The sequence below is a fragment of the Sphingobacterium psychroaquaticum genome, from assembly GCF_900177625.1.
Lineage (GTDB): Bacteria > Bacteroidota > Bacteroidia > Sphingobacteriales > Sphingobacteriaceae > Sphingobacterium > Sphingobacterium psychroaquaticum.
Window position 1 is genome coordinate 532186 of sequence record NZ_FXAU01000001.1, and the last position, 21812, is coordinate 553997.

Consider the following 21812-nt stretch of genomic DNA (forward strand, 5'->3'; position numbering starts at 1 on the left):
ACAAGAGTTGCTTTTTTTGTTTTAATCCCATGGGATGAGAACCCAAGGGTTCGATTCGTGAAGGCTCAGGTTCAAAAATTTTAAAGTGAGTTATAAAATATTATTTTTTGATATTTGTACATGGCTCTATTTATAACTTTAGATAACGTCTATGAATTGTATAATCTTGATCCTTCGAAAAAGACGGAAGGGATAATTGTTCTGAATCAACAAAATGACCCCAAGAAGAAATATACAACGCATAGTCGCCTATTTGAAGGTTTATTACTAGGCTTCATGGTAAAAGGATCCATGAAATCCCAAATCCACTTTTTAGAGTATGAATTAAATGCCGGTGATATCGCTATTTTACAACCACAATTAATGATTGATACAAAGTCATTGAGTGAAGATGCAGAAATAGTAACTATTGGTCTTTCGTTAGATTTTATTACAGAATTTCCCATTCTACGTGAGTTTGTAATGAATAATCAAATTAGATGGCAGCCCATTATCAGACTTCAACCCGAAGACATCAAGCTCCAGAATGAACTATTAACCCTGATACAAAATTTCTATCATAAAAAACCAAGTCCCAATAAGGCCCAAATGCTAAAGCATCTTGTTATGGTCTTAATTAGTATGATTTCTGAAGTATATTCTAATTTACCGAATAGCAAAAGCTTCGTGAAAAACCGCACGCATGAAATCATAGATGATTTCTATCTGCTAATTTCAAAGCATGCTAACCAACAAAGAAGTGTTGCATTTTATGCTGAAAAGCTACATTTAACACCACAATATCTTTCTACTTTCCTAAAACAGAAAACTGGAAAATCTGCATTACAGTGGATTGATCATATCACCATTCTGCATGCTAAAACATTATTGAAATCTTCTAATTTTTCGATTAAGGAAATTAGTAATGCGCTTCATTTTGAAGAAACAAGTGTCTTTAGCAGATATTTTAGAAGAATAGCAGGAGTGTCGCCAAAAACGTATAGAAACGAATAATGTAATACGTTTATGTATCTTAAGTATTTACAGATTGCTGCGGATTAGCAGCTTTCAAATTGTACGTAAACACCATTAAATTGTCAACCCCTTGTTTTTATCGCTGTTTAATTTTACAGCATGAAAAAAACAGGTAAAAAGGCAGCTATTGGATTTATATTTATCACGTTGTTGATCGATATAACAGGTTGGGGAATTATACTTCCTGTCGTTCCTAAGCTCATTGGAGAACTTATTCATAGTGACCTTAGTGAAGCCGCAAAATATGGAGGTTGGCTCGGTTTCGCTTATGCAATTACGCAGTTTATATGTGCACCTATAATAGGTAATCTAAGCGATAAATATGGACGACGGCCTATTATTTTAATCTCTCTTTTTGGATTTGCTATTGACTATATACTATTAGCACTTGCACCTTCTATCGGTTGGTTGTTTTTCGGAAGAGTCATTGCAGGGCTTACTGGGGCAAGTATTTCAACAGCCAGTGCATATATAGCTGACATATCCACGGACGAAGATAGAACTAAAAACTTTGGCTTAATTGGTGCTGCTTTTGGATTGGGCTTTATTATTGGTCCGGTAATGGGTGGTTTGCTAGGACAATATGGAGCCCGGGTTCCTTTCTATGTTGCTGCTGTATTATGTATGGTGAATTTTCTTTACGGACTATTTATACTACCAGAAAGTTTGGCAAAAGATAAACGTCGGGCATTCAATTGGAAACGTGCAAACCCGATCGGAACATTTATCTTTCTGAAAAAACAATCAAAGATATCAAACCTTGTTGTCGCTTTAATCTTGGTCTATGTCGCTCTTCATGCCGTGCAGAGCAACTGGCATTTCTTTACCATGTATAAATTTAATTGGACAGAACGAACCGTAGGTTTATCACTTGGTCTACTTGGATTATTGCTTGGATTAGTGCAGGGAGTTCTAATACGATGGACAGCCCCAAAATTGGGAGAACAGAAAAGTGTATATTTCGGCTTGTTATTCTATGCCCTGGGATTAATGCTATTTGCATTCACTAATCAAGGTTGGATGATGTTTGTTTTCCTGATCCCGTATTCTTTAGGCGGAATGTGCGGACCGGCACTGCAATCTATAATCAGTAAAAATATTCCTTCTAATGAACAAGGGGAACTTCAGGGAGCCTTAGCAAGTATAGTGAGTGCTACTTCTATTATTGGTCCTCCGGTTATGACAAACATATTCTATTATTTTACACACGATAAAGCGCCCTTTGAATTTTCAGGAGCCCCCTTTTTTCTAGCATCTATTTTAATGTCTATTAGCGCGGTTATTGTATATTTTGCTTTTCAACGGAAAAGTAAATGACTTTTATGACAAGGTTTACATCTCCATTTATTCCATACAGAAAGACTAAAACGGAAACTACCAAATTAGTTCTCTTTCTTCAAAGGGGTAAGTTTATCTGTATTTTACATCAAATATTGTTTCTCTTCTGTCGGTACCTTCCTGTGCGTATTGAATTTCAATTTTACCCATTTTTCCTAATTGTCTCAATCTATAATAGAGAAAAAGATCACCTATACCACAGCCAAAACCATAATGATTCCAAAGCTCAAAAAGGGTGTAAGCCACAACATATGAAGATGTTTGTACTGTTTCCTTGCAATTGTTTATTAAAAATTGATCCAAAAAGGTTTCATCTCCAGATACATAGTTCATTGATTTGCCAAAAATACGGACAAATGATTGTTCCTTACCAATTTGTTCCCAAAGTGAAGCGTAATAAGTTTTATCATTGATGTTTAGCTCTTCAAAGTATTTTGATACTCCTTGAACATGCTCTGCCTTCATCATTTGAATAGAATGAAATTCGGTTTCCATGCCCTTGTCATTTGTGAAAATTGTCTTAGTAAGATTTAACTTGAAGACTGGAATAGCTACTTCCTTAAGGTAGTGAAGTATTCTGGCAGTAAGAATTATTTCATCAGTATTATGGCCAAGCCATAAGTAGATATTATCATAATTGTCACTTTTATCAATTGCATTTTTTAGGTTATTTGTTTCATCAAGTATGTAATTAACCTCATCCTCTTTCGGTTTTGTTGCTCCTATTTTATCCCACCATAGGTTTCTATATTCGCTAGATTTTTTATCATAGAGATCGTATAATGGACCTAAGGAAAGGGAGTCATGCAATACTAATATCTCGGATCGCTTAGGGTCAATTTGTTCACTTTGCATTAATAGATTCTTGCTGTGCAATCCAAAGATTATATGTAAATCTTTTTGTCTCATATTAAGTATGTTGATATGATAAATTTTTCTTTACTATAATTTATACTTATTTCCCAAATTTACGCGGCATATAGCTCAAGCTAATCATGTAGTACTGTGTCAAGATGTTTCGATACCCCGTAGTAAACTCTGTTACCCCATCATTAAAGTAGAATCCTTTATTTTGACGTAATAAATCTAACGCTTCGAACTTCAGCTCCAGATTATTGCCTTTAAGCATTCTATAAGTCGTATTGGCATTCCAAATAACAGCATGATTATCCTGAAATTTAGAAAAATTAGATCGATTGTCCACGCTGGTATTTACGGTCCAACGTTTAGTTACCTGGTAGGCCATAGCTAGCCCCGAATTCCATGTAGAGGAGGAATAGTCGTTTTTGGCATCAGTAGCCAATTTATCATGACGCTTATAAAAGTTCAGGTCATTTTTCCAGCCTACCTGAAATTTATTCAGAATGGTATAGTAGGTGCTCATATTACCGCCAATACGACGATTTATCATCTCTTGCATATGACCATCCACAAACTGATACTTGTTGCCCCAATTGGCATTGACTGACATATTAAGCGTAAGCGTCTGACCTTTTTTTATAAAGAAAGGCTTCGATAGGTAGGTCGTGAAAGTGAGGACATACATGTCGTTAGGAACCTGAACGGTATAATTTTGTTGTTCATTCTCCGCGTATACCAAACTGTCTGTTAATCCATTTTTATAAAGGCGATAACCAATATTATAATTTAAAGATAAAGCATGCTGACGCTCTTGGTTGTAGTATCCATTATAACTGATGTAATGAACACCTGTTGCCTTAATTGGGTTAATAGCGCCATAGAACCGGTAACCAGGACTGATGTCATCATAAATAGGACGCAATTGCTGTAGGTTGGCATATTCTTCATTGTAGTTGTATCGCAGATTATGTGAAGAATAAAATTTGCCCATTTTACTATAGCTATAGTTAAGAGCCAGCGAACCTAAAACACTGTTAAATCGTTGCGCTAAGTTACGGTAATCCAGTGTAGAGATATTGTTGTTGCGGAAGAAGCGTGTACCGATGGATGTTTCAAGATTCAGATTATAATAGTAGCGGCCGTTTAAATATTTATTTTTTAACGTTTTGTAAAACTCTAAGCTAGGCTCATATTGTGTCTGTCTAAATCTCGAATCATGGGAGAGACTGTTGTTTTGCAACAGGGTAGTACCTACTAAATCATTGACCAAACTGTTTTCTTCCCTGGTATTGAAATTAATCCGATTTCTTATTCCAAACGTTTTATGTCGAATCAAAAGATTGCCGTTAAAATACTGGTTTGACTGTTCATTATTATATCTCCTTTCCGACTTTTTGTCCAGGGACGAATCGGTAAAGTTTACATAATCGCCTAACTTATAAGAATCGGCACGCTCATTATTGAAATTACCATCGACTTGAAGATGAACACGCATATGATCCATAAAAGAGAGTTGGCTCTTGCCATTGATCATATAGTTTGGTTTGGCCTCCAGTTGGATGCTACCATTGAAGTTTAATCCCTTTCGCCAGGTTTCATCCGTATTGTTAAGATTATTAGAAGATTGGTTATTGAGGTAATTATATGTTGTCAGACTACTATTGCGGTTATCGTTTTTTGAATTTTCCATCCATACGTTTCCTGAATACATACTATTCCGCTTTCCTTGATTATAGGTGAAATCTGTATGCTGATAGTTGAAACTTCCATTTTGGACACGCCAGTCCTGCTCACTCGTGGAAGAGTAAGACCGCGAATTGCGATCTGCACTTTCTGGGTTTAGCAAGATCGTACTCGATTCATTTTCATTGTTATTTCTATTCCAGCGTGCCGTAATATTTCCGGTAGCAATATGTTGGTTATTGGGTGTTGCGGAACCTTTAAAATCATATTGATACCGACCCCCAACAACATGTTGTTCTAAAATACCTTGCCGTAAAAAGTCTGGAGCAAAGTCCGCATTAATACCAATTCCTTTAAACGTCGTATTCTTTAGGAGCTGATCGATATTAGCGAGATCTTTATTAATGTTGCTGCCGGAATAAGCAACGGTGGTTTGTGCTTTCGTGTGTGACTTATTTATATTCATGGAGGATTGATAACGCTCATCCGTACCGTACCCTCCACCAATATTTCCGAAAATCATATTTTCTTTTCCCTCTTTTAGCACGACATTCATTTCCAGTTTTTTGCCTTCAGGATCATTCTCTTTATCCTCCCGGCTTCTCTTATCGTATACCTGAAGTTTATTCACTGCTTTCTTATCTATATTCTGTAAGGCGATAGCCATATCTGCACCGAAGAATGGTTTCCCATTCACCAATATCGTGGGCACTGGCCGACCGTTATAGGTTACCGCTCCATCACCCCAGACAACAATACCGGGAAGCTTATTTAGTAGATCCTCCACCACAGCGTTGGAGTCTAGTTCAAAGGCATCTGCATTAAACTCTATAGTATCTCCATTCATACGTACCGGTGGTACCATCTCAATGGCTTCAATTTCGTTGACAGACTGCTTCATATTGAACTTCCCGAAATCTTTCTTCTCGTTAGCCGTTAGTTGAAAATCAATGCGTAGCTTATCGTAGCCCAGGAGCGACAGTTCCAAAATCAGGGGCTTTCCGGAGGCGGAACCTAGGATTTCAAACTTGCCATAGCGATCGGTTAGTGTAACTTTATCAACCGCCTTCTTTCCTTGTTCATATACCGATACGGTTGCGGACTCCAGTACACGGTTGTATGTCGAATCGATGAGTGTACCTGTAATCTTGGTCTGTGAAATTGCATGTAAGCACAACCCTAAAGAGATTAGGACGAGAAAAATAGATTTTATATTCATCAATTAATTGAGCTTGAAGCGTACAAGGATGGGGTTTAAGGATTTTTCTAATTTAGCATACTCATTCCGCATGCTGTGTCCTTCATTTCTGGATTTATCCTTGGCTCGCGGAATAGCATTAGGATAGATGATGCTATATAGATATTCACCGTCTGTTGTCAGCGTGTTTCTATCCAGGAATTCCAAGAAATCATTTGACACATCGGGCAGAATTTTATTTAAACTTATAATGTCTCCACGATTTATATCGTAGGCAACCCAAGCTGCTAACTTCAGGCTTCCAATTTGCAGGATAAGGTAGTTTTTGTAAAGAAGAGGTTGCCCTACGCAGTAAACTTTTTCTTGATTCTTATTTAAATACTCGAAAAGCTTTTGCCCACTTTTGTACACTTGGAAATTTGACGTATCTATCGTATTCTTTAGTGGAAATAGAAACTGATGGATTTTTGATATTCCATCGGGCGACAATTCGAAAAAATTATAGGTCGTTGGAAAAATGGCAAAGGCTTTTGTGTCCGAAATCTTAACCAGTGGTGTTCCTTGAGAAAAGATATTGCTAACCGTATCCCGTGTATCATAGCGTACTAAAATCTGATCGTTCATCTTTAGTGCAAATTCTGGGAAGGAATCTTTTTTAACTTCGGTCCGACCATAGGTATAGGTCGTTTCTCCCAATGTTACGATCGGCCGTTCCGTCTTATATTTGTAATCGATATCTTTTTCCAAAATATTTCCGTCAAAGTCAAGTGTCGCCTTCAGCAGTTCACCGAAAAGAATCAGCTTATTACCTTCTCTTTGCACACCGTAGAAAACTCTTTTATCTTTTGGTTTATAACCATCTATTTTTGATATTCTTTTTATAAGGTTTCCTTTTTCATCGTAGAGAAACAAATGACCATTTTCATTATTGACAATAGCGATTCGTTCTTTGGTAAAAACAGAACTAGCGATATAGTCTATAACATCGTTTTTGGTTCCACCTAATGGAATATACGTTAAATCTGTTAGGTTCTCAGAGACGGTCCCTCCACGTAATTGTTCAATGATAATGCGGAACTTCTGTATCGGGATACTGGGGTCATGTATTAGTCGCTGCGCATAACAAGCAAGAGTTGACAGCAATAACAAGGTAATTAGTAAGTTTCTTTTCATTTGGTTAATCTTGCTCTAAAATAATTAAAAATAACATAATTCACATATAGGGGAATATTTATTTTAACCTACTTATTCGTAGTAACTTATGCGTGTAAGAGAAAAAAATCAAACAGGCTATTCTTTACCCGAAAATAGTTCTATTTTTATTCCTGTCAACAGCACTGCTTTTCATTCTAGGAAATACCCACTGTTGCAAATAATTACATATTGAACAACTGTCAATTAAACTAATGCATATGAATACCGCTAGAATGGAAGCTTTTAGTGATGGCGTGATCGCAGTAATCATCACCATCATGGTCCTCGAACTGAAGGTGCCAGAGTCTACCGATTGGAAAGCTCTTTACAGTCTTCACCCTAAATTTATCAGTTATGTCCTCAGTTTTTTGTATGTCGGACTCTACTGGAACAACCACCATCACATGCTGCATTACCTACATAAAGTCAATGGTGGCATACTATGGAGTAACCTCTTTTTTCTATTCTGTTTATCGTTGATCCCTTTTGGAACCGCTTGGATGGGGGAGCACCATTTCGTTGAACGAACAACCCTGTTTTATGGAATTTTACTCATCATGGTCGCAATCGCCTATGCAAACTTGTCTTACCGTATAAAAAAACAAGAAGGAAAAGGGTCTGAATTCTCATTAGCGATAGGCAACAGCGTCAAAGAGAAAGCCTCCATTATCCTGTATTTGATCGGTATAATAAGCTCCTTTTACTACCCGTATTTAGCGTTGGTGTTCTATTATATCGTAGCCATGATATGGATCATACCAGACAGAAGATTGGAAAAGAAGGAGTAAACATAATCTTCTTGTAGCAGTCAGCCCCGTCCGAAACGACGATATTCTACAGGTATAGTTAGACTAAAAAGCAGTTTCTGTCGCAGAAAGGGGATATTCTGTCTCATCTTTCTGTGGCATGTTTCGTCACGCTCTAGTTTTGTCTTATCAATTAGATAAAAACGAAATGAAGAAGCAAGAAACGGTCGAAAAGATAGCAGCCCTATCAGAAGTATCTATTTCCGATTGCGAGAAAGTGTTGGACGCGCTAGAGAAGGTCCTCAGTGAGCAGTTATCCAAAAAGAAAGGAGTCCGACATCTATTCCACGCACTATATAACCTTATGCGTGCATGCAAGAACCGAATGTCGATAATTCTGCTCCTGCTATGGGGGGCGCCGTTAGCCTACAGTCAGGCACAGGTAACGCAGAACATTAGAGGTGTTGTAACAGATCGCGTATCGGCAGAACCTATATCATTTGTGTCTTTGAAGGTGGTGGAGCATCCCAGTATCGGCGGACAAACAGATCTTCAGGGACATTTTATACTACAAAATATACCGGTCGGTCGGTATAGTATTCAGCTCTCATCCGTCGGTTATAAACCCACAATCGTTCAAGAAATTTTATTAAGCTCTAAGAAGGAGGTATTTCTAGAAGTAACCATGGATCCCAGTGAATTGGCGATAAAAGATGTGACTGTCGTTTCCGTTAGCAGCAAAGAACAAGTCTCTAATAAAATGGCGTTAACGGGCGGACGATCCTTACGCGTGGAGGAAGCAAGTCGGTACGCGGGAGGGATGGATGATCCGGCCCGTTTGTTGAGCTCCTTTGCCGGTATATCCCCGAGCGTCGGAAACAACGGTTTGTCGGTTCATGGCAATGCACCCAGCCTGCTCCAGTGGCGATTGGAAGGCGTGGAAATACCCAATCCAAATCACTTTGCCGATATAGCCACCTTAGGTGGAGGTGTTTTATCCGCTTTAAGTGCCAATGTTTTAGGTAAATCCGACTTCTATACCGGCGCTTTTCCTGCCGAATATAGTAATGCCGTATCCGGTGTGTTTGATATGAAGATGCGCAATGGAAATAATCGCCATTTCGAACATACCTTTCAAATGGGTCTATTGGGGTTAGACTTCGCTTCCGAAGGCCCACTCCGTAAGAATTGTGATGCTTCTTATCTTTTTAATTATCGCTATTCGACCACCGGATTGATGAATAAAATGAGTGCTGGCCAGACCAAAGATCAACTGCTGGATTATCAGGACTTGAATTTCAAACTGAACTTCCCGAGTAAAAAAGGAAATACATTTTCTATTTGGGGAACAGGGTTGGTTGATAAGTTTTTAACCCAAGAAGAAGACCCGGAAAAATGGAAGTATATCGATGATAGTAAATTTTCGGAAATGAAACAAACTTCTGGAACAGCCGGCATTAGTCATCGGTATAATTTTAAGAATGGTGGGGTTCTACAAAGCACGATGGCTTCTGTTTACACGAAGAATAAAGCACAGGAAAATTACTACAAAGACGCCAATACGACGACGCCGTACCTCGATTTGGATAATCGATACCTCAACCTGATCTTGACAACGGCATTCGGTAAAAAGTACAGCGCAACGCACACGAATAAAAGTGGAGTCACGCTGACACATATGGACTACACAATGAACTTAGGACTATCGCCTTTTATAGGTGAAAATCTAGAAACCATTTCGAAAGGAAAAGGCAATACCAATCTGATCTCTGCGTACAGTAGTTCCTTGTTTACGTTAAGCAATAGCGTGTCCGCTACTTTAGGCTTAAACAGTCAGGTTCTTAGCTTAAATGGTCAATGGACAGTAGAACCCCGCGTTTCGGTGAGATGGCAATCATCGCCAAAAAACACGTTGGCACTGGCTTACGGTTTACACAGCCGAATGGAAAAGATGGATGTGTACTATGTCCAGGATAAACATACGGGAGAGCAGTTAAACAAGGACCTTGATTTCACAAAAACACATCACTTAACCTTGTCCTACCAGTATAAAATAGCGGACAATATGAACCTTAAAGTTGAACCGTACTTTCAGCATCTATTCGATGTACCGGTTATAGCAGATAGCTCTTACTCGGTACTTAACCGCAGTTTGTTCTATGTCGAAGATGCCTTGGTGAATGAAGGAAAAGGACGGAATTATGGATTAGATGTAACGTTGGAGAAATACCTCACCAAAGGATATTATTATATGCTGACAGCCTCCGTGTTCGACTCCAAATATAGGGGAGGGAATGGTGTGTGGTTCAATACCAAATACAACAGGCGTTTTGTTGTGAATGGATTAGTCGGTAAAGAATGGATGTTGGGTGTTCAAAAGAGAAATCTGCTGAGTGTCAATTTAAAGCTAACCTATCAAGGTGGTAATCGATATACACCCGTTGATGAATCGGCTTCACTCCATCATGTGGACAAAGAAATCCAATACGACGAAACGAATGCTTATGCTCGGCAGTTCGCACCGATGTTGCTTGCTAATTACGCGATAAGCTATCGGATGAACAGAACAAACCGATCGCATGAATTTGCTGTGAAATGGTTAAACGCGAGTCGCACCAAAGAGTATTATGAACATGCGTACAATGTGAAAAATAATAGGATCGAAGCAAAAAAACAGGCCACTTCATTGTTCAATATATTATATAGGATCGATTTTTAATGTAATTTTAGTGCAATTCTGCGGAAATTATGCATCAAAGTAAATTCTATCGTTTGATTGTCGATCCCGAATATCGAATAGGCCGACATTTGTTCTTTATCGTTACGTTGGGGATCATCACGTTCAATCAAGTATTCATTGGGTATCAGGAATCCCTTGCTCATTTGGGCGGTAAAATATATCTGATTGGTTTGCTATCATTCGCTACTTATTTACTAACCACATACGTTAATTACTTCGTTTTAATACCAAAGTTTTTGCTTCGTGAGCGGTATGTAACTTACGTCCTATCTTCTGTGATTTTTGTATTTCTGCTGTTGTGTGTAGGGATATCGATGGAATATAGCATACGGACATTTTTGGGATTAAGCCATCGCATAATCTCATACACCAATCCTCTTATCTTGGTTGATAGTTTATCTGCCTCGGCTATTACCATTATTTGCTTTTGGAGTATGTGTGCCGTCACCTTATTCCGTAAATGGAATACCATGAATGCGCATATCATGGCGTTGGAATATAAGTACCTGGAATCAGAAGTAAACAAGCTAAAAGGGCAGGTGTCACCGGTTATTCTATCTAAAGCATTACAGAAAGCCGCTTATCTAGCGAATTCCGATGCACAAAAATCCTCCCAAATACTCATGCAACTGGGGCAGCTATTACGCTACCAGTTGTATGAGTGTGACCGGGAAAAGGTATTTCTCCATTCCGAGATCACGTTTATTAAACAATTCTTAGAGTTGAAAAAATTGATTACTGATGATCCTTTTGACTACCACTTGGAAGTAAAAGGAAATACAAATAAGGCAATCATTTCTCCTTTACTCGTGATTGTCTTGTTGCAATCTATTTTGGTACAGGCGGAAGTAAAGCAGCTGGATGTGGTTATCGAAGCCGTCAATAAGAATATCGTGTTTCAGTGTAAATTTACCGATCGTATTACCTTGGCGGATGAAAATAGACAAGATGTAATGGAAAAGCTCGATACGCTCTATCCAGATTTATATGCCTTGACAGTTTATGGAGGAAGCATAGAACTTAAATTAGAGGTGGTATGATGGATGTGAAGGTTGAACATAATAAAGGGATTCCTTTCTTGACATCGGATGCCTATCGTATCCATAGACACCTTTTTTTACAAGGCATTATACTGCTGATTACTATAGGGGTGTTTTTCGATACACCGGACACGCTAAATCTATCCGTTAACCGTTTCTGGGGTTGGCTTACCTATTACCTCTTTATGAATATGCTCGTGTTTGTTAACGTGTACGTCTTGTTTCCTTATTTTTTGGCAAAAGATAAAATAGTGCCCTATGTTTTGTCGGTCGTGTTATTCACCTTTTTTGCGCTATTAATCTTGATGGTTTTACAGGATCAATTTTATGATATTGCGGTCACCCGACAAGAACCGAGCGCGTTGGCAATCTTTCTGAGTTTATCCTCTTCTTTTTTGGCCATTCTGTTGTTTATGGGAGGGATGTCGGCTGTCTTGCTATTTAAGCCGATCATGTACAGCCGTATAAAAAAGCAAGAATTGCAAAAAGTAGCAAGTGAATCGGAGCTCAAGTTTTTGAAGAGTCAGATTAACCCACACTTTCTTTTCAATACGATCAATAACGCCAATATTTTGGTCGAGGATGAGCCAGAGATGGCACAACATATTTTGACTAAATTAGATGACTTATTGCGGTTTCAGTTGACAGATGGTTTTAAAGATAAAGTTCGTTTAACTGATGATATCCGTTTGCTGATTGATTACCTCGAGCTCGAGAAAGTAAGAAGAGACCAATTTGAATTTACAGTCGAGATGGACGGCGCATTAGACCATATTGTCGTTGCACCTTTATTGTTTATTCCATTTGTTGAAAACGCAGTTAAACATAACCTCGATAGTAATGGGGCTTCCTATGTTAAGTTGAACTTTAAGGTAGAAAATGAGACGCTCGTTTTTACCTGTGAGAATTCAAAGCCTCAGCGCCCCGTTCCGCAGAAAGTCGGAGGGATAGGGTTGGTGAACATAGTCCGTAGGTTGAATTTACTATATGCGAATACATACACGCTGGAGAAAATAGAAACAGCGCAAAATTATACCGTAAAATTGAAATTATGCAGTGTATCATAGTTGATGACGAACCTATAGCACGTAAGGGGATAAAAAGATTGGTCGATGAGATCACGCCATTGGAGTTGTTAGATAGTTTTAATAATGCGGAATCAGCAAGTCTTTTTTTGAAAGAAACAAAGGTTGATCTAATTTTTCTGGATATCAATATGCCAGGAATGAACGGGCTTGAATTTGCTCGGACGATTCCGGATACCACCCTGGTTATCTTTACAACAGCCTATTCGGAATATGCAGTAGACAGCTATGAACTAGATGCTTTGGACTATTTGGTTAAACCAATTGATGCCGCTCGATTCCGTAAAGCGGTAGAAAAAGCGATTGCGTACCATGCGCTTTTATTGGGTGAGGAGAATAGAAATGTAGAGAAAATAGCAGAGAACCACATTTTTGTAAAGTCCGATCGACGGTTTTTTAAAATTAAGCTGGCAGATATTCTTTTTATAGAGGCGCTGAAGGACTATATAATCCTGCAGTTGGACGACCGACAGATTATTACGCGCATGACTATAAAGTGTATGTATGATAGCCTACCCAAAACCGCTTTTATTCGGGTTAATCGTTCTTTTATTGTGAATAAAGAGAAAGTAGACTCCTTTGATCATCGGGACGTATTTATTAAAAAATATGAAATTGCAATCGGCAGTTCCTACCATGATGACTTTTTTATGAAGATGATGGGAGAGGTTTAAAATCAGCTAAATACAGTTTATGTTGGGGAACCATTGAAAAAAGAAGCACTTCCTCCATGTTTTTCTTTAAAATAACTCTTTTTGAAAATAATATACTAAATTTATGTTTTATGGTTGGGTATTGTTTTGTTTATACTCGATTTTATAAAAGATTTATTGCTTTATTTTTTGATCAGCGATAAATTGTCTGTCTAAATAGATGTTCGTTTTAGGCAGGCATAAAACACCATTTTAAACTTATAAACTAGTATGAACATCAAGAAAGTACTTATTGCCAACAGAGGCGAGATCGCTATCCGCATTAGCAGAGCCTGCAACGAGCTCGGGGTTGCTACGGTTGCTATTTTTACATTTGAAGATCGATACTCCTTGCATCGATACAAAGCCGATGAGGCCTACCAAGTAGGCAGCGATGGTGATCCTTTAAAGCCATACCTCGATATGGAGACCATTTTGCGGACAGCAAAGAAATGCGGCGCTGACGCGATTCACCCAGGTTATGGTTTCCTTTCCGAAAATAGTCAGTTTGCGCGTCGATGCGCTGAAGAAGGAATCCTCTTTATTGGTCCTTCACCGGAGGTGATGGAGCGATTAGGCGATAAAGTCCGGTCCAAGGAAGTTGCGGTTGCGGCAGGTGTACCCATCATTGAAAGTAGTCATCCACCATTAACAGCTATTGAAATTACGCGCGCAGAAGCGGAGCGAATTGGTTATCCTGTTATTCTGAAAGCTTCGGCCGGCGGGGGCGGCCGCGGGATGCGTGTAATCCGAAGCAGGGACGATCTGGAAATCGCTTTTGATAGTGCGAGACAAGAAGCGCTCAATGCATTTGGAGATGGTACAGTCTTCTTAGAAAAATACATCGAAAATCCGCGACATATTGAGGTGCAGATTGTCGCTGATAAGTATGGAAATGTCGTGCACCTGTATGAGCGGGACTGTTCCGTACAAAGGCGGTTTCAAAAAGTGGTGGAGGTCGCGCCTGCGAGTAATTTGCAGCAAGCGACCAAGGATAAGCTCTATCAATATGCGACAAGTATTACGCATCTCGCCAAGTATGATAATGTAGGCACGGTTGAGTTTCTTGTGGACATCAACGAACAGATTTATTTTATCGAAGTTAACCCACGTATTCAGGTGGAGCATACGATCTCCGAAATGATTACCGGGGTGGATCTTATCCGCACCCAATTGTATATCGCATCGGGCTATAAACTCTCGGATAGTGCGCTGGCGCTAGGTAAACAGGAAGCGATCAAAACAAATGGATACGCTATTCAATGTCGTATAACCACCGAAGACCCTGCAGACGATTTCAGGCCGGATTATGGTACGATCGTAACATACCGAACGGCAGCTGGATTTGGAGTACGCCTGGATGAAGGGAGCGCGTATGCCGGAATGAAAGTGAGACCTTTCTTTGACTCCATGTTGGTGAAGGTGAGTACGCACGGAAAAACATTGGAAGAAGCAGCTTTTCGGATGGATCGGGCATTGCGTGAATTCCGTATCCGTGGTGTAAAGAGTAATATCGGCTTCCTAGAGAATCTGATCACGCATCCGGCATTTTTATCCGGTCAGGTTGATGTCGGCTTTTTAGCCCACAATCCGCAATTATTCAAACCATCAAAACGATTGGATCGGGGAACGAGATTACTTTACTTTCTGGGCGATACCGCCGTAAATGGCAACCCCGATGTGAAAGGGAAGCGACCGCTTGATTTGGAAATTCCGGTGGTACCTCATTTTGATGCGGTAAGAAGCTACCCCTATGGCTCAAAAAATAGATTGAACGAATTAGGCGCTGAAGGCTTGTGTACTTGGTTGAAGGAAGAGAAGGCGATTCAATATACCGACACGACATTCCGCGATGCGCATCAGTCGCTTTTGGCAACCAGGGTGCGTACATACGATATGCTGAAGGTTGCCGAAGGATTTGCGAAAGCACATCCGCAAACATTTAGTATGGAAGTATGGGGGGGAGCGACCTTTGATGTGGCGTTGCGTTTTCAACTGGAAGACCCTTGGCAGCGACTGGCTAAATTGCGTGAAGCAATACCAAATATTTTACTGCAGATGCTTATCCGTGGCTGTAATGGCGTTGGTTACTCGGCATATCCCGATAATTTGATTGAATCTTTTGTGGAGAAAAGTTGGGAAACAGGAGTCGATATATTCCGAATCTTCGATTCATTGAATTGGATGGAAAATATAGCGCCATGCATCGAAATGGTTCGTAAACGAACTGGCGGAATTGCGGAGGGAGCGCTGTGTTATACCGGTGATATATTGGATCCGAAGCGAAGTAAATACAACTTGGATTATTACCTGCGCCTGGCAAAGGACCTCGAAAATGCAGGGGCTCATATGTTGGCGATCAAAGATATGTCGGGCTTACTCAAACCTTATGCTGCGCAGGAGCTGGTAACAGCCCTCCGCGATACGGTTGCTATTCCGATTCACTTGCATACGCACGATACGTCTTCGGTTCAAGCGGCGACGTATCTGAAAGCGATTGAAGCGGGTGTCGATGTGGTGGATTGTGCATTGGGCTCCCTGTCGGGATTAACGTCACAACCTAATTTCAATGCGGTGGTCGAAATGATGCGTTTCCAAGAACGGGATCAGCCATATGATGCGGATAGTCTGCAAGCGTATAGCAACTACTGGGAGAGCGTTCGTAAATACTACACGCCGTTCGAATCCGGTATGGTAGCCGGTTCTGCTGAGGTCTATCAACATGAAATTCCAGGCGGACAGTATTCCAATCTGAAACAACAGGCAACGGCGCTCGGGTTGGGCGATCGGATTCCGGAAATTAAAAAGGCTTACATCGAAGCTAATCTCTTGTTTGGAGATGTGGTGAAGGTAACGCCAAGCTCCAAGGTGGTGGGAGATATGGCGCAATATATGGTGTCCAATAACCTTGTAGCCGATGATATTTTATCTAAAGGTGAGTCCTTGTCTTTTCCAGATTCTGTTATCTCCTTTTTTAAAGGCGATATTGGTCAACCCGAAGGTGGCTTCCCGGCGAAGATGCAACAAGTCGTGCTTAAAGGGGCGTCCGCGAGTAGCGAACGTCCGAATAAATATCTTCCAGCGTTAGCTATCGAAACGGATTTTATTGACTTTAAAAATCAGTATGGTGAACAATTGTCTTTTACAGATTATTTGAGTTACAAGTTTTATCCAAAAGTTTTCATAGACTATCTGGAAAATCGACGTAAGTATGGCGATGTATCGCTCATTCCAACACCTATTTTTCTATATGGCATGGAGGTTGGGGAGGAGACAACAGTTGAAATTGCTCAAGGAAAAACATTACTGGTGAAGCTCACGGCTGTAGGGCCGGCTGATGAAGACGGAAGGCGTACCGTGTTCTTTAAGCTGAATGGACAAACCCGAAATATAGAGGTTCAGGATGCCAGTGTAGCGGTGGAAAGAAGGGCAAATGTGAAGAGTGATCCAGCTGATCCACGACATATTGGTTCTCCGCTGCGCGGGCTTCTGTCTTTAGTACATGTGAAGGAAGGAGATACCATTGCCGAAAATGCGCCCCTTTTTGTTATTGAAGCGATGAAGATGGAGTCTACGGTATGTGCCGTTTCTGGCGGAACAGTCAAACGAATTGAACTCTCTGGGGGATCTATGGTCGATACCAATGATCTGGTCATAGTAATGGAATAGAAAACATTGTTATCTTTGTTATACGAGATAAATGAGAAGGTGTTTAACGAGCGTAAATTTTATACACCTTCTCATTTTTTAATATTTTATCGACCTGAAGTATGCGCGCATTATACAGTCTTTTTCTTGTTGTCTTATTTTGTTTTCCAACCATTACACCACTTGTAGCACAGGAGGTCGATTCGACGGATTCTAAAGAACTTGGTCTTAGTGTGATGCTCAATGAGATTCGACAGCAGCAGATTAATGACTCACTCGAACGGGCGAAGCTTCAGCATGAAATAACCATACTTAAAAGCCAGAATAGTGCGAAAGGACAGGGCCTTAAACAACAGCTTAGTGAGTTGGAGGAAGAAAATAGTATCCGGAAGCAGCAGTTGAAGATCAGAGTAGATTCGATTAAAAAGAATACACAACGTTATGCGGTCGCACCTTTCCGAGATACGATTTTTTATATATATAACAAGCTTGGTTCGTCCTTAGCGAGAGATCGCGCTCAAAATGTAGTGGCGCGTATACAAAACCTGTATGAGGATGACTTTGCTAATGTCGATTCTTTTACGATCGAGAATAATGAAATCAGTGCCGATATTATTTATAAGGATCTAATTATTACCTCGATCACCGAATTGGATGCGTTGTTGGAAGAGAAGACCAAGGAAGAGGTTGCCGCCCAGTATCTCAAAAGTATTCAAGAAACAATTACGAAAGAAAGAGAAGATAACAGCATTACGAAGTTATTGATTCGTTGTGGCCTCATTGTTCTTATCCTATTTGTGTTTTATCTTTTAATCTTGTTGATCAACAGGTTGAAACGTTATAGTGTACAGCGTATATTGGCGGAGCGAACCGAACGGATAAAGGATATCAAAATCAAGAATTATGTGTTGGTTACTTCGATGCAAAAAACACGAATCTTGATCAATGTGATAAATATTCTGCGATGGGGGGTGATTATCCTGATGGCCTTTATCATGTTGCCGATTATTTTCAGTGTGTTTCCTTTTACACAAAGCTGGGCGAATAACTTAATAGGATTATTTACACAGCCTCTTAAAAAAGCAGTTTTAGCAATCTGGCATTACATTCCAGACATGATTACTGTGGTGGTGATTCTATTCGTAATGCGCTACAGTATACGTTTTGTTCGGTATATATTTAGTGAAATAGACAAAGGAAAGCTTGAGATTAATGGTTTTCATCCAGAATTTGCGATGCCGACTTTTACGATTGTTCGCTTTCTACTGCATGCCTTTACTTTGGTGCTTATTTTTCCGTATCTCCCGGGAGCAAATTCGGATATCTTCAAGGGTATATCGGTCTTTATTGGGGTCTTGTTTTCTTTAGGATCTTCGTCAGCGATATCCAATGTTATTGCGGGCTTAGTAATTACCTACATGCGTCCATTCCGTATTGGGGATCGCATTACGATCGGCGATAAAACCGGTGTAGTGATTGAGAAATCTCCCTTGGTGACGCGTTTGCAAACGATTAAAAACGAGGAGATTACTATTCCAAATTCGGCGGTCCTTTCTGGGAATACCATCAACTATTCAACTTTTTCCGATCAGGGGATATGCTTCCAAGTGGAAATTACAATTGGTTATGAGGAATCATGGCATCGTATCCATGAAATGTTACTCGCGATTCCACCACGCGTGGCACGCGTAAGGGACACACCAGCACCTTTCGTATTACAAAAGAAGCTGGACGATTTCTATGTACGATACGAGCTCAATGTCTTTATTAGTCAATCTGGTGAAATCGACGTGGCAAAATCGGAGATTTATCAGTTGATTTTAGATGACTTCTTGGCCGCAGGTATTGAAATGAATGGAGCCCACGTGTACACTAAGACAGATTTTATTCCACAGTATAAAGCGGGGGAGTAAATAGTTTTATCCTTTCGTTTTTCTTTTATTCCGAAATAGGATAATGTATTGATAAATACGGAAGCACGAAAAAAGAACAACTGCTATGATAAAAATATTATTGTCGCTCCTCTCTGATTCGATTGCGAGCCCTGTTCCTACAACTAAGACAGCAATTAATAAAGCAAAGTATAAGTAGTCTGTTTTGTAAAGAATGGTTTGATCCCCAAGTTTATATCTGGTATAGATATAAGCCCAATTTATCGTGTTTAATATTACGAGTAAAAGAAATGCATAGCTGAAGTACTCAAAAAAGGACGTTGGTATTTCGATTGCTGAAAAACCAGCGGAAACAATAGCACGGAATACATCTATAAGGACCACTGCACTAATAAATGGAAAAAGGATAGCCCCGCTTATGTTTATACTTTCTTTGTATATCATATTTTTTGAATTTATAATCCTGTTTGCGGTGTGAATATGTTAAAATAAGTATTTTATTTTTAAAATGAGTTTTATTTGAAATATAATTTCGTTTTCAAACTTCGCATGTTTCAGATTTTTTAGTCCCTTGTTTCTACTGAATTTTGGTTCATCTTAAAACAGTAAGGATATGGAACGATTTAAAAATAAAGTTGCTCTCATTACGGGGGGAACGAATGGAATGGGGTTTGCGACCGCCCAAAAATTTATTAATGAAGGGGGGAAGGTCATTATAACAGGACGAAGTATGGAAACGGTGGATATTGCGGTATCCAAGTTAGGACCTCAAGCCCATGGTCTGGTGTCTAATGCCGGGACGATGGCTGATGTGATGCAGCTTCGATCGGAGGTTGAAAAGTATACCGATGCCATCGACCTGCTTTTTGTGAATGCAGGGTATGGTCGATTTGGAGGGGTCGAAGACGTGGATGAACAACATTTTGACGAGCTTTTCAATATGTTGGTCAAGGGAACTTTTTTTACCGTTCAGCAGGTTTTACCATTGATGAGTGCAGGAGGGGCAATCGTCTTAAACACCTCTTTTGTCACACAGCGAGGCACATCTAATTTTTCGGTATACTCTGCGGCAAAATCTGCTGTACAATCTTTTATCAAGACCTTTGCAGCGGAATTAGCTCCGCGTGGTATTCGTGTCAATGGAATTAGCCCGGGACATATCCGTACCAATATTTTCAATAACACAGGTTTGAATGCAGAGCAGATAGCTGTGGCTATTGATAACATAATCCCGACTATCCCTTTGAAGCGGCAGGGAGAGCCTGAAGAAATTGCCGATGCTGTACTTTTTTTAGCTTCGGTGGAGGCGACCTACATTCATGGTGCCGAACTTGCGGTCGATGCAGGAATGACGGCTATCGAGGGCTAAGGTATACACATCGCATGGAAGTAATAGAAGGCGTCGGTTTGGATTACTGGCGCCTTCTTGTTTTATAGCTGCAGGTATGCAATCAATTCTTTAGCCGCGGCACGTCCCGCTCGGTTTGCCCCAATGGTGGAAGCGGAAGGACCATAACCCGTGAGATGTATGCGCGGATCTTTTACGACCTGAGTCGCTAAAGTTCCTGACATTTCAATGCCACCTTGATCATTTTGCAGATGCAGAGCGGCGAGGTGATCCAAGGAGTGACGGAAACCAGTATTCCAAAAAATAACATCGGCATCTAAGGTTCGGCCATCGGCCCAACGGACGCCTGTTTCTGTAATCTCATCGAACATGGGGTTCCAATCTAACGTGCCCGTATCCAACATTTCTTGTATAGCTGGGGTGATTGGAAGCCCGGTTACGGAGACGACCGAAGTGACCGGTAAGCCTTCCCGCACTCGTTCTTCCACCAGTGCAACGGCATCGCGTCCCAGCTCTGGCGTGAATTTATAAGGTCTGAAATCTGGCGGTCTCCGGGCGACCCAAGTTGTTTGGGTTACAGCTGAAACTTCCCCCAATAATTGAACCGCTGAAATACCACCACCGACGATAATGACGTGTTTTCCAATAAATTCTTGTGCATTTTTATACTCCCCCGTGTGTAGTTGCCTACCTTGGAATTTTTCCCATCCCGGATAACGTGGACAATTAGGGGTCTTCCAGGTTCCGGTTGCATTGATGATGCCTCGCGCATTGAATTGCACGCCATTGGTGCGAATGATAAAGCGACCATTGCGCTCTGTCACCTCATGTACACGGATAGGGCGAATGACAGGAAGTTCAAATTCCTTTTCGTATGCCTCATAGTACTGTGGAATAGCCGTATTTGCTTGTAACTCGTGGTCGCTGGTATTGACGACATCTGCAAAAGCTAATCCAGGGAGATCATTGATACCGTTCACGGTGCTCAATGTCAACGAATCCCATCGGTGCTGCCACGCACCTCCTGCACTGAATTCATCATCCAACACCACAAAGCCTTTCCCAGGTTCGATACCCTGACGCTTTAAATGGTACGCGGCAGAAAGTCCTGCTTGACCCGCGCCAATCACCACAATATCGACTTTATAAAATAAATCCGGAACCACTTTACTGACTGCGATGGAATCCGTGGTTTGTATATTGTTCTGCGTTTCCATTTCTTAACGTCTCTTTTAAATTTTGAATAGGTCAAAGCCGATTATTATAAAACACAACATCGACTTATACAAGTTACGAAAAGTAGCTATTAATTCCACAAATCTCATCCCAACGC

The 21812-nt window shown here is 40.3% G+C and carries 14 protein-coding genes; 10 read left to right on the top strand and 4 right to left on the bottom strand.

Annotation, left to right across the window (positions count from 1 at the left end; genetic code table 11):
* The first annotated feature begins 120 nt into the window (after window positions 1–120).
* Both B9Y69_RS02055 and B9Y69_RS02060 read left to right on the top strand, forming a co-directional pair.
* Complete coding sequence (locus B9Y69_RS02055; protein WP_085471337.1) at window positions 121–993, top strand: helix-turn-helix domain-containing protein; 873 nt, start codon at window positions 121–123, stop codon at window positions 991–993.
* Window positions 994–1113: 120 nt separating this feature from the next.
* Window positions 1114–2331 carry a TCR/Tet family MFS transporter gene (locus B9Y69_RS02060; RefSeq protein WP_085471338.1) on the top strand — a complete coding sequence of 406 codons (1218 nt, stop codon included), beginning with the start codon at window positions 1114–1116 and terminating at the stop codon, window positions 2329–2331.
* A 93-nt stretch (window positions 2332–2424) separates the two neighbouring features.
* Here the strand turns inward: B9Y69_RS02060 and B9Y69_RS02065 are convergent, their stop codons facing one another.
* The 3 genes from B9Y69_RS02065 to B9Y69_RS02075 are packed head-to-tail and all read right to left on the bottom strand — an operon-like array spanning window position 2425 to window position 7267.
* On the bottom strand, window positions 2425–3261 hold the full coding sequence (locus B9Y69_RS02065) for a DUF1835 domain-containing protein (protein WP_085471339.1): 837 nt from the start codon (window positions 3259–3261) through the stop codon (window positions 2425–2427).
* A 46-nt stretch (window positions 3262–3307) separates the two neighbouring features.
* Window positions 3308–6115 carry a hypothetical protein gene (locus B9Y69_RS02070; RefSeq protein WP_085471340.1) on the bottom strand — a complete coding sequence of 936 codons (2808 nt, stop codon included), beginning with the start codon at window positions 6113–6115 and terminating at the stop codon, window positions 3308–3310.
* Window positions 6116–6118: 3 nt separating this feature from the next.
* Entirely contained in the window at window positions 6119–7267 is a 1149-nt protein-coding gene (locus tag B9Y69_RS02075; protein ID WP_085471341.1) for a 6-bladed beta-propeller, read from the bottom strand.
* 239 nt (window positions 7268–7506) lie between these two features.
* Here B9Y69_RS02075 and B9Y69_RS02080 point away from each other — a divergent pair, with 239 nt between their 5' ends.
* The 8 genes from B9Y69_RS02080 (at window position 7507) to B9Y69_RS02120 (ending at window position 20500) form a co-directional block, all read left to right on the top strand.
* Window positions 7507–8076: a TMEM175 family protein gene (locus tag B9Y69_RS02080; RefSeq protein WP_085471342.1), complete on the top strand. Its 570-nt coding sequence runs from the start codon at window positions 7507–7509 to the stop codon at window positions 8074–8076.
* 166 nt (window positions 8077–8242) lie between these two features.
* Complete coding sequence (locus tag B9Y69_RS02085) at window positions 8243–10753, top strand: carboxypeptidase-like regulatory domain-containing protein (protein ID WP_085471343.1); 2511 nt, start codon at window positions 8243–8245, stop codon at window positions 10751–10753.
* Window positions 10754–10782: 29 nt separating this feature from the next.
* Window positions 10783–11814 (top strand): sensor histidine kinase, encoded by a 1032-nt coding sequence (locus tag B9Y69_RS02090; protein ID WP_085471344.1) that lies wholly within the window; start codon window positions 10783–10785, stop codon window positions 11812–11814.
* Complete coding sequence (locus tag B9Y69_RS02095; RefSeq protein ID WP_085471345.1) at window positions 11811–12881, top strand: sensor histidine kinase; 1071 nt, start codon at window positions 11811–11813, stop codon at window positions 12879–12881. Before B9Y69_RS02090 ends, B9Y69_RS02095 begins: the two co-directional genes overlap by 4 nt.
* Window positions 12866–13573, top strand: coding sequence for a LytR/AlgR family response regulator transcription factor (locus B9Y69_RS02100; RefSeq protein WP_085471346.1), 708 nt, complete (start codon window positions 12866–12868; stop codon window positions 13571–13573). The genes B9Y69_RS02095 and B9Y69_RS02100 overlap by 16 nt, the downstream gene beginning before the upstream one ends.
* 249 nt (window positions 13574–13822) lie before the next feature.
* Window positions 13823–17260, top strand: a complete 3438-nt coding sequence (locus B9Y69_RS02105) for a pyruvate carboxylase (RefSeq protein WP_085471347.1) — start codon at window positions 13823–13825, stop codon at window positions 17258–17260.
* Window positions 17261–17361: 101 nt separating this feature from the next.
* Window positions 17362–19152, top strand: a complete 1791-nt coding sequence (locus tag B9Y69_RS02110; RefSeq protein WP_085471348.1) for a mechanosensitive ion channel domain-containing protein — start codon at window positions 17362–17364, stop codon at window positions 19150–19152.
* A gap of 592 nt (window positions 19153–19744) precedes the next feature.
* Window positions 19745–20500 carry an SDR family oxidoreductase gene (locus tag B9Y69_RS02120; protein WP_085471350.1) on the top strand — a complete coding sequence of 252 codons (756 nt, stop codon included), beginning with the start codon at window positions 19745–19747 and terminating at the stop codon, window positions 20498–20500.
* Between the two features lie 62 nt (window positions 20501–20562).
* Here B9Y69_RS02120 and B9Y69_RS02125 read toward each other — a convergent pair whose 3' ends face one another.
* Window positions 20563–21696, bottom strand: coding sequence for an NAD(P)-binding domain-containing protein (locus B9Y69_RS02125; RefSeq protein WP_085471351.1), 1134 nt, complete (start codon window positions 21694–21696; stop codon window positions 20563–20565).
* Between the last annotated feature and the right edge of the window lie 116 nt (window positions 21697–21812).

What these genes read in the sequence shown, in the direction of transcription:
- B9Y69_RS02055 (WP_085471337.1), top strand. Translation starts at nt 121, where the DNA reads ATGGCTCTATTTATAACTTTAGATAACGTCTATGAATTGTATAATCTT.
- B9Y69_RS02060 (WP_085471338.1), top strand. Translation starts at nt 1,114, where the DNA reads ATGAAAAAAACAGGTAAAAAGGCAGCTATTGGATTTATATTTATCACG.
- B9Y69_RS02065 (WP_085471339.1), bottom strand. Translation starts at nt 3,261, where the DNA reads ATGAGACAAAAAGATTTACATATAATCTTTGGATTGCACAGCAAGAAT.
- B9Y69_RS02070 (WP_085471340.1), bottom strand. Translation starts at nt 6,115, where the DNA reads ATGAATATAAAATCTATTTTTCTCGTCCTAATCTCTTTAGGGTTGTGC.
- B9Y69_RS02075 (WP_085471341.1), bottom strand. Translation starts at nt 7,267, where the DNA reads ATGAAAAGAAACTTACTAATTACCTTGTTATTGCTGTCAACTCTTGCT.
- B9Y69_RS02080 (WP_085471342.1), top strand. Translation starts at nt 7,507, where the DNA reads ATGAATACCGCTAGAATGGAAGCTTTTAGTGATGGCGTGATCGCAGTA.
- B9Y69_RS02085 (WP_085471343.1), top strand. Translation starts at nt 8,243, where the DNA reads ATGAAGAAGCAAGAAACGGTCGAAAAGATAGCAGCCCTATCAGAAGTA.
- B9Y69_RS02090 (WP_085471344.1), top strand. Translation starts at nt 10,783, where the DNA reads ATGCATCAAAGTAAATTCTATCGTTTGATTGTCGATCCCGAATATCGA.
- B9Y69_RS02095 (WP_085471345.1), top strand. Translation starts at nt 11,811, where the DNA reads ATGATGGATGTGAAGGTTGAACATAATAAAGGGATTCCTTTCTTGACA.
- B9Y69_RS02100 (WP_085471346.1), top strand. Translation starts at nt 12,866, where the DNA reads ATGCAGTGTATCATAGTTGATGACGAACCTATAGCACGTAAGGGGATA.
- B9Y69_RS02105 (WP_085471347.1), top strand. Translation starts at nt 13,823, where the DNA reads ATGAACATCAAGAAAGTACTTATTGCCAACAGAGGCGAGATCGCTATC.
- B9Y69_RS02110 (WP_085471348.1), top strand. Translation starts at nt 17,362, where the DNA reads ATGCGCGCATTATACAGTCTTTTTCTTGTTGTCTTATTTTGTTTTCCA.
- B9Y69_RS02120 (WP_085471350.1), top strand. Translation starts at nt 19,745, where the DNA reads ATGGAACGATTTAAAAATAAAGTTGCTCTCATTACGGGGGGAACGAAT.
- B9Y69_RS02125 (WP_085471351.1), bottom strand. Translation starts at nt 21,696, where the DNA reads ATGGAAACGCAGAACAATATACAAACCACGGATTCCATCGCAGTCAGT.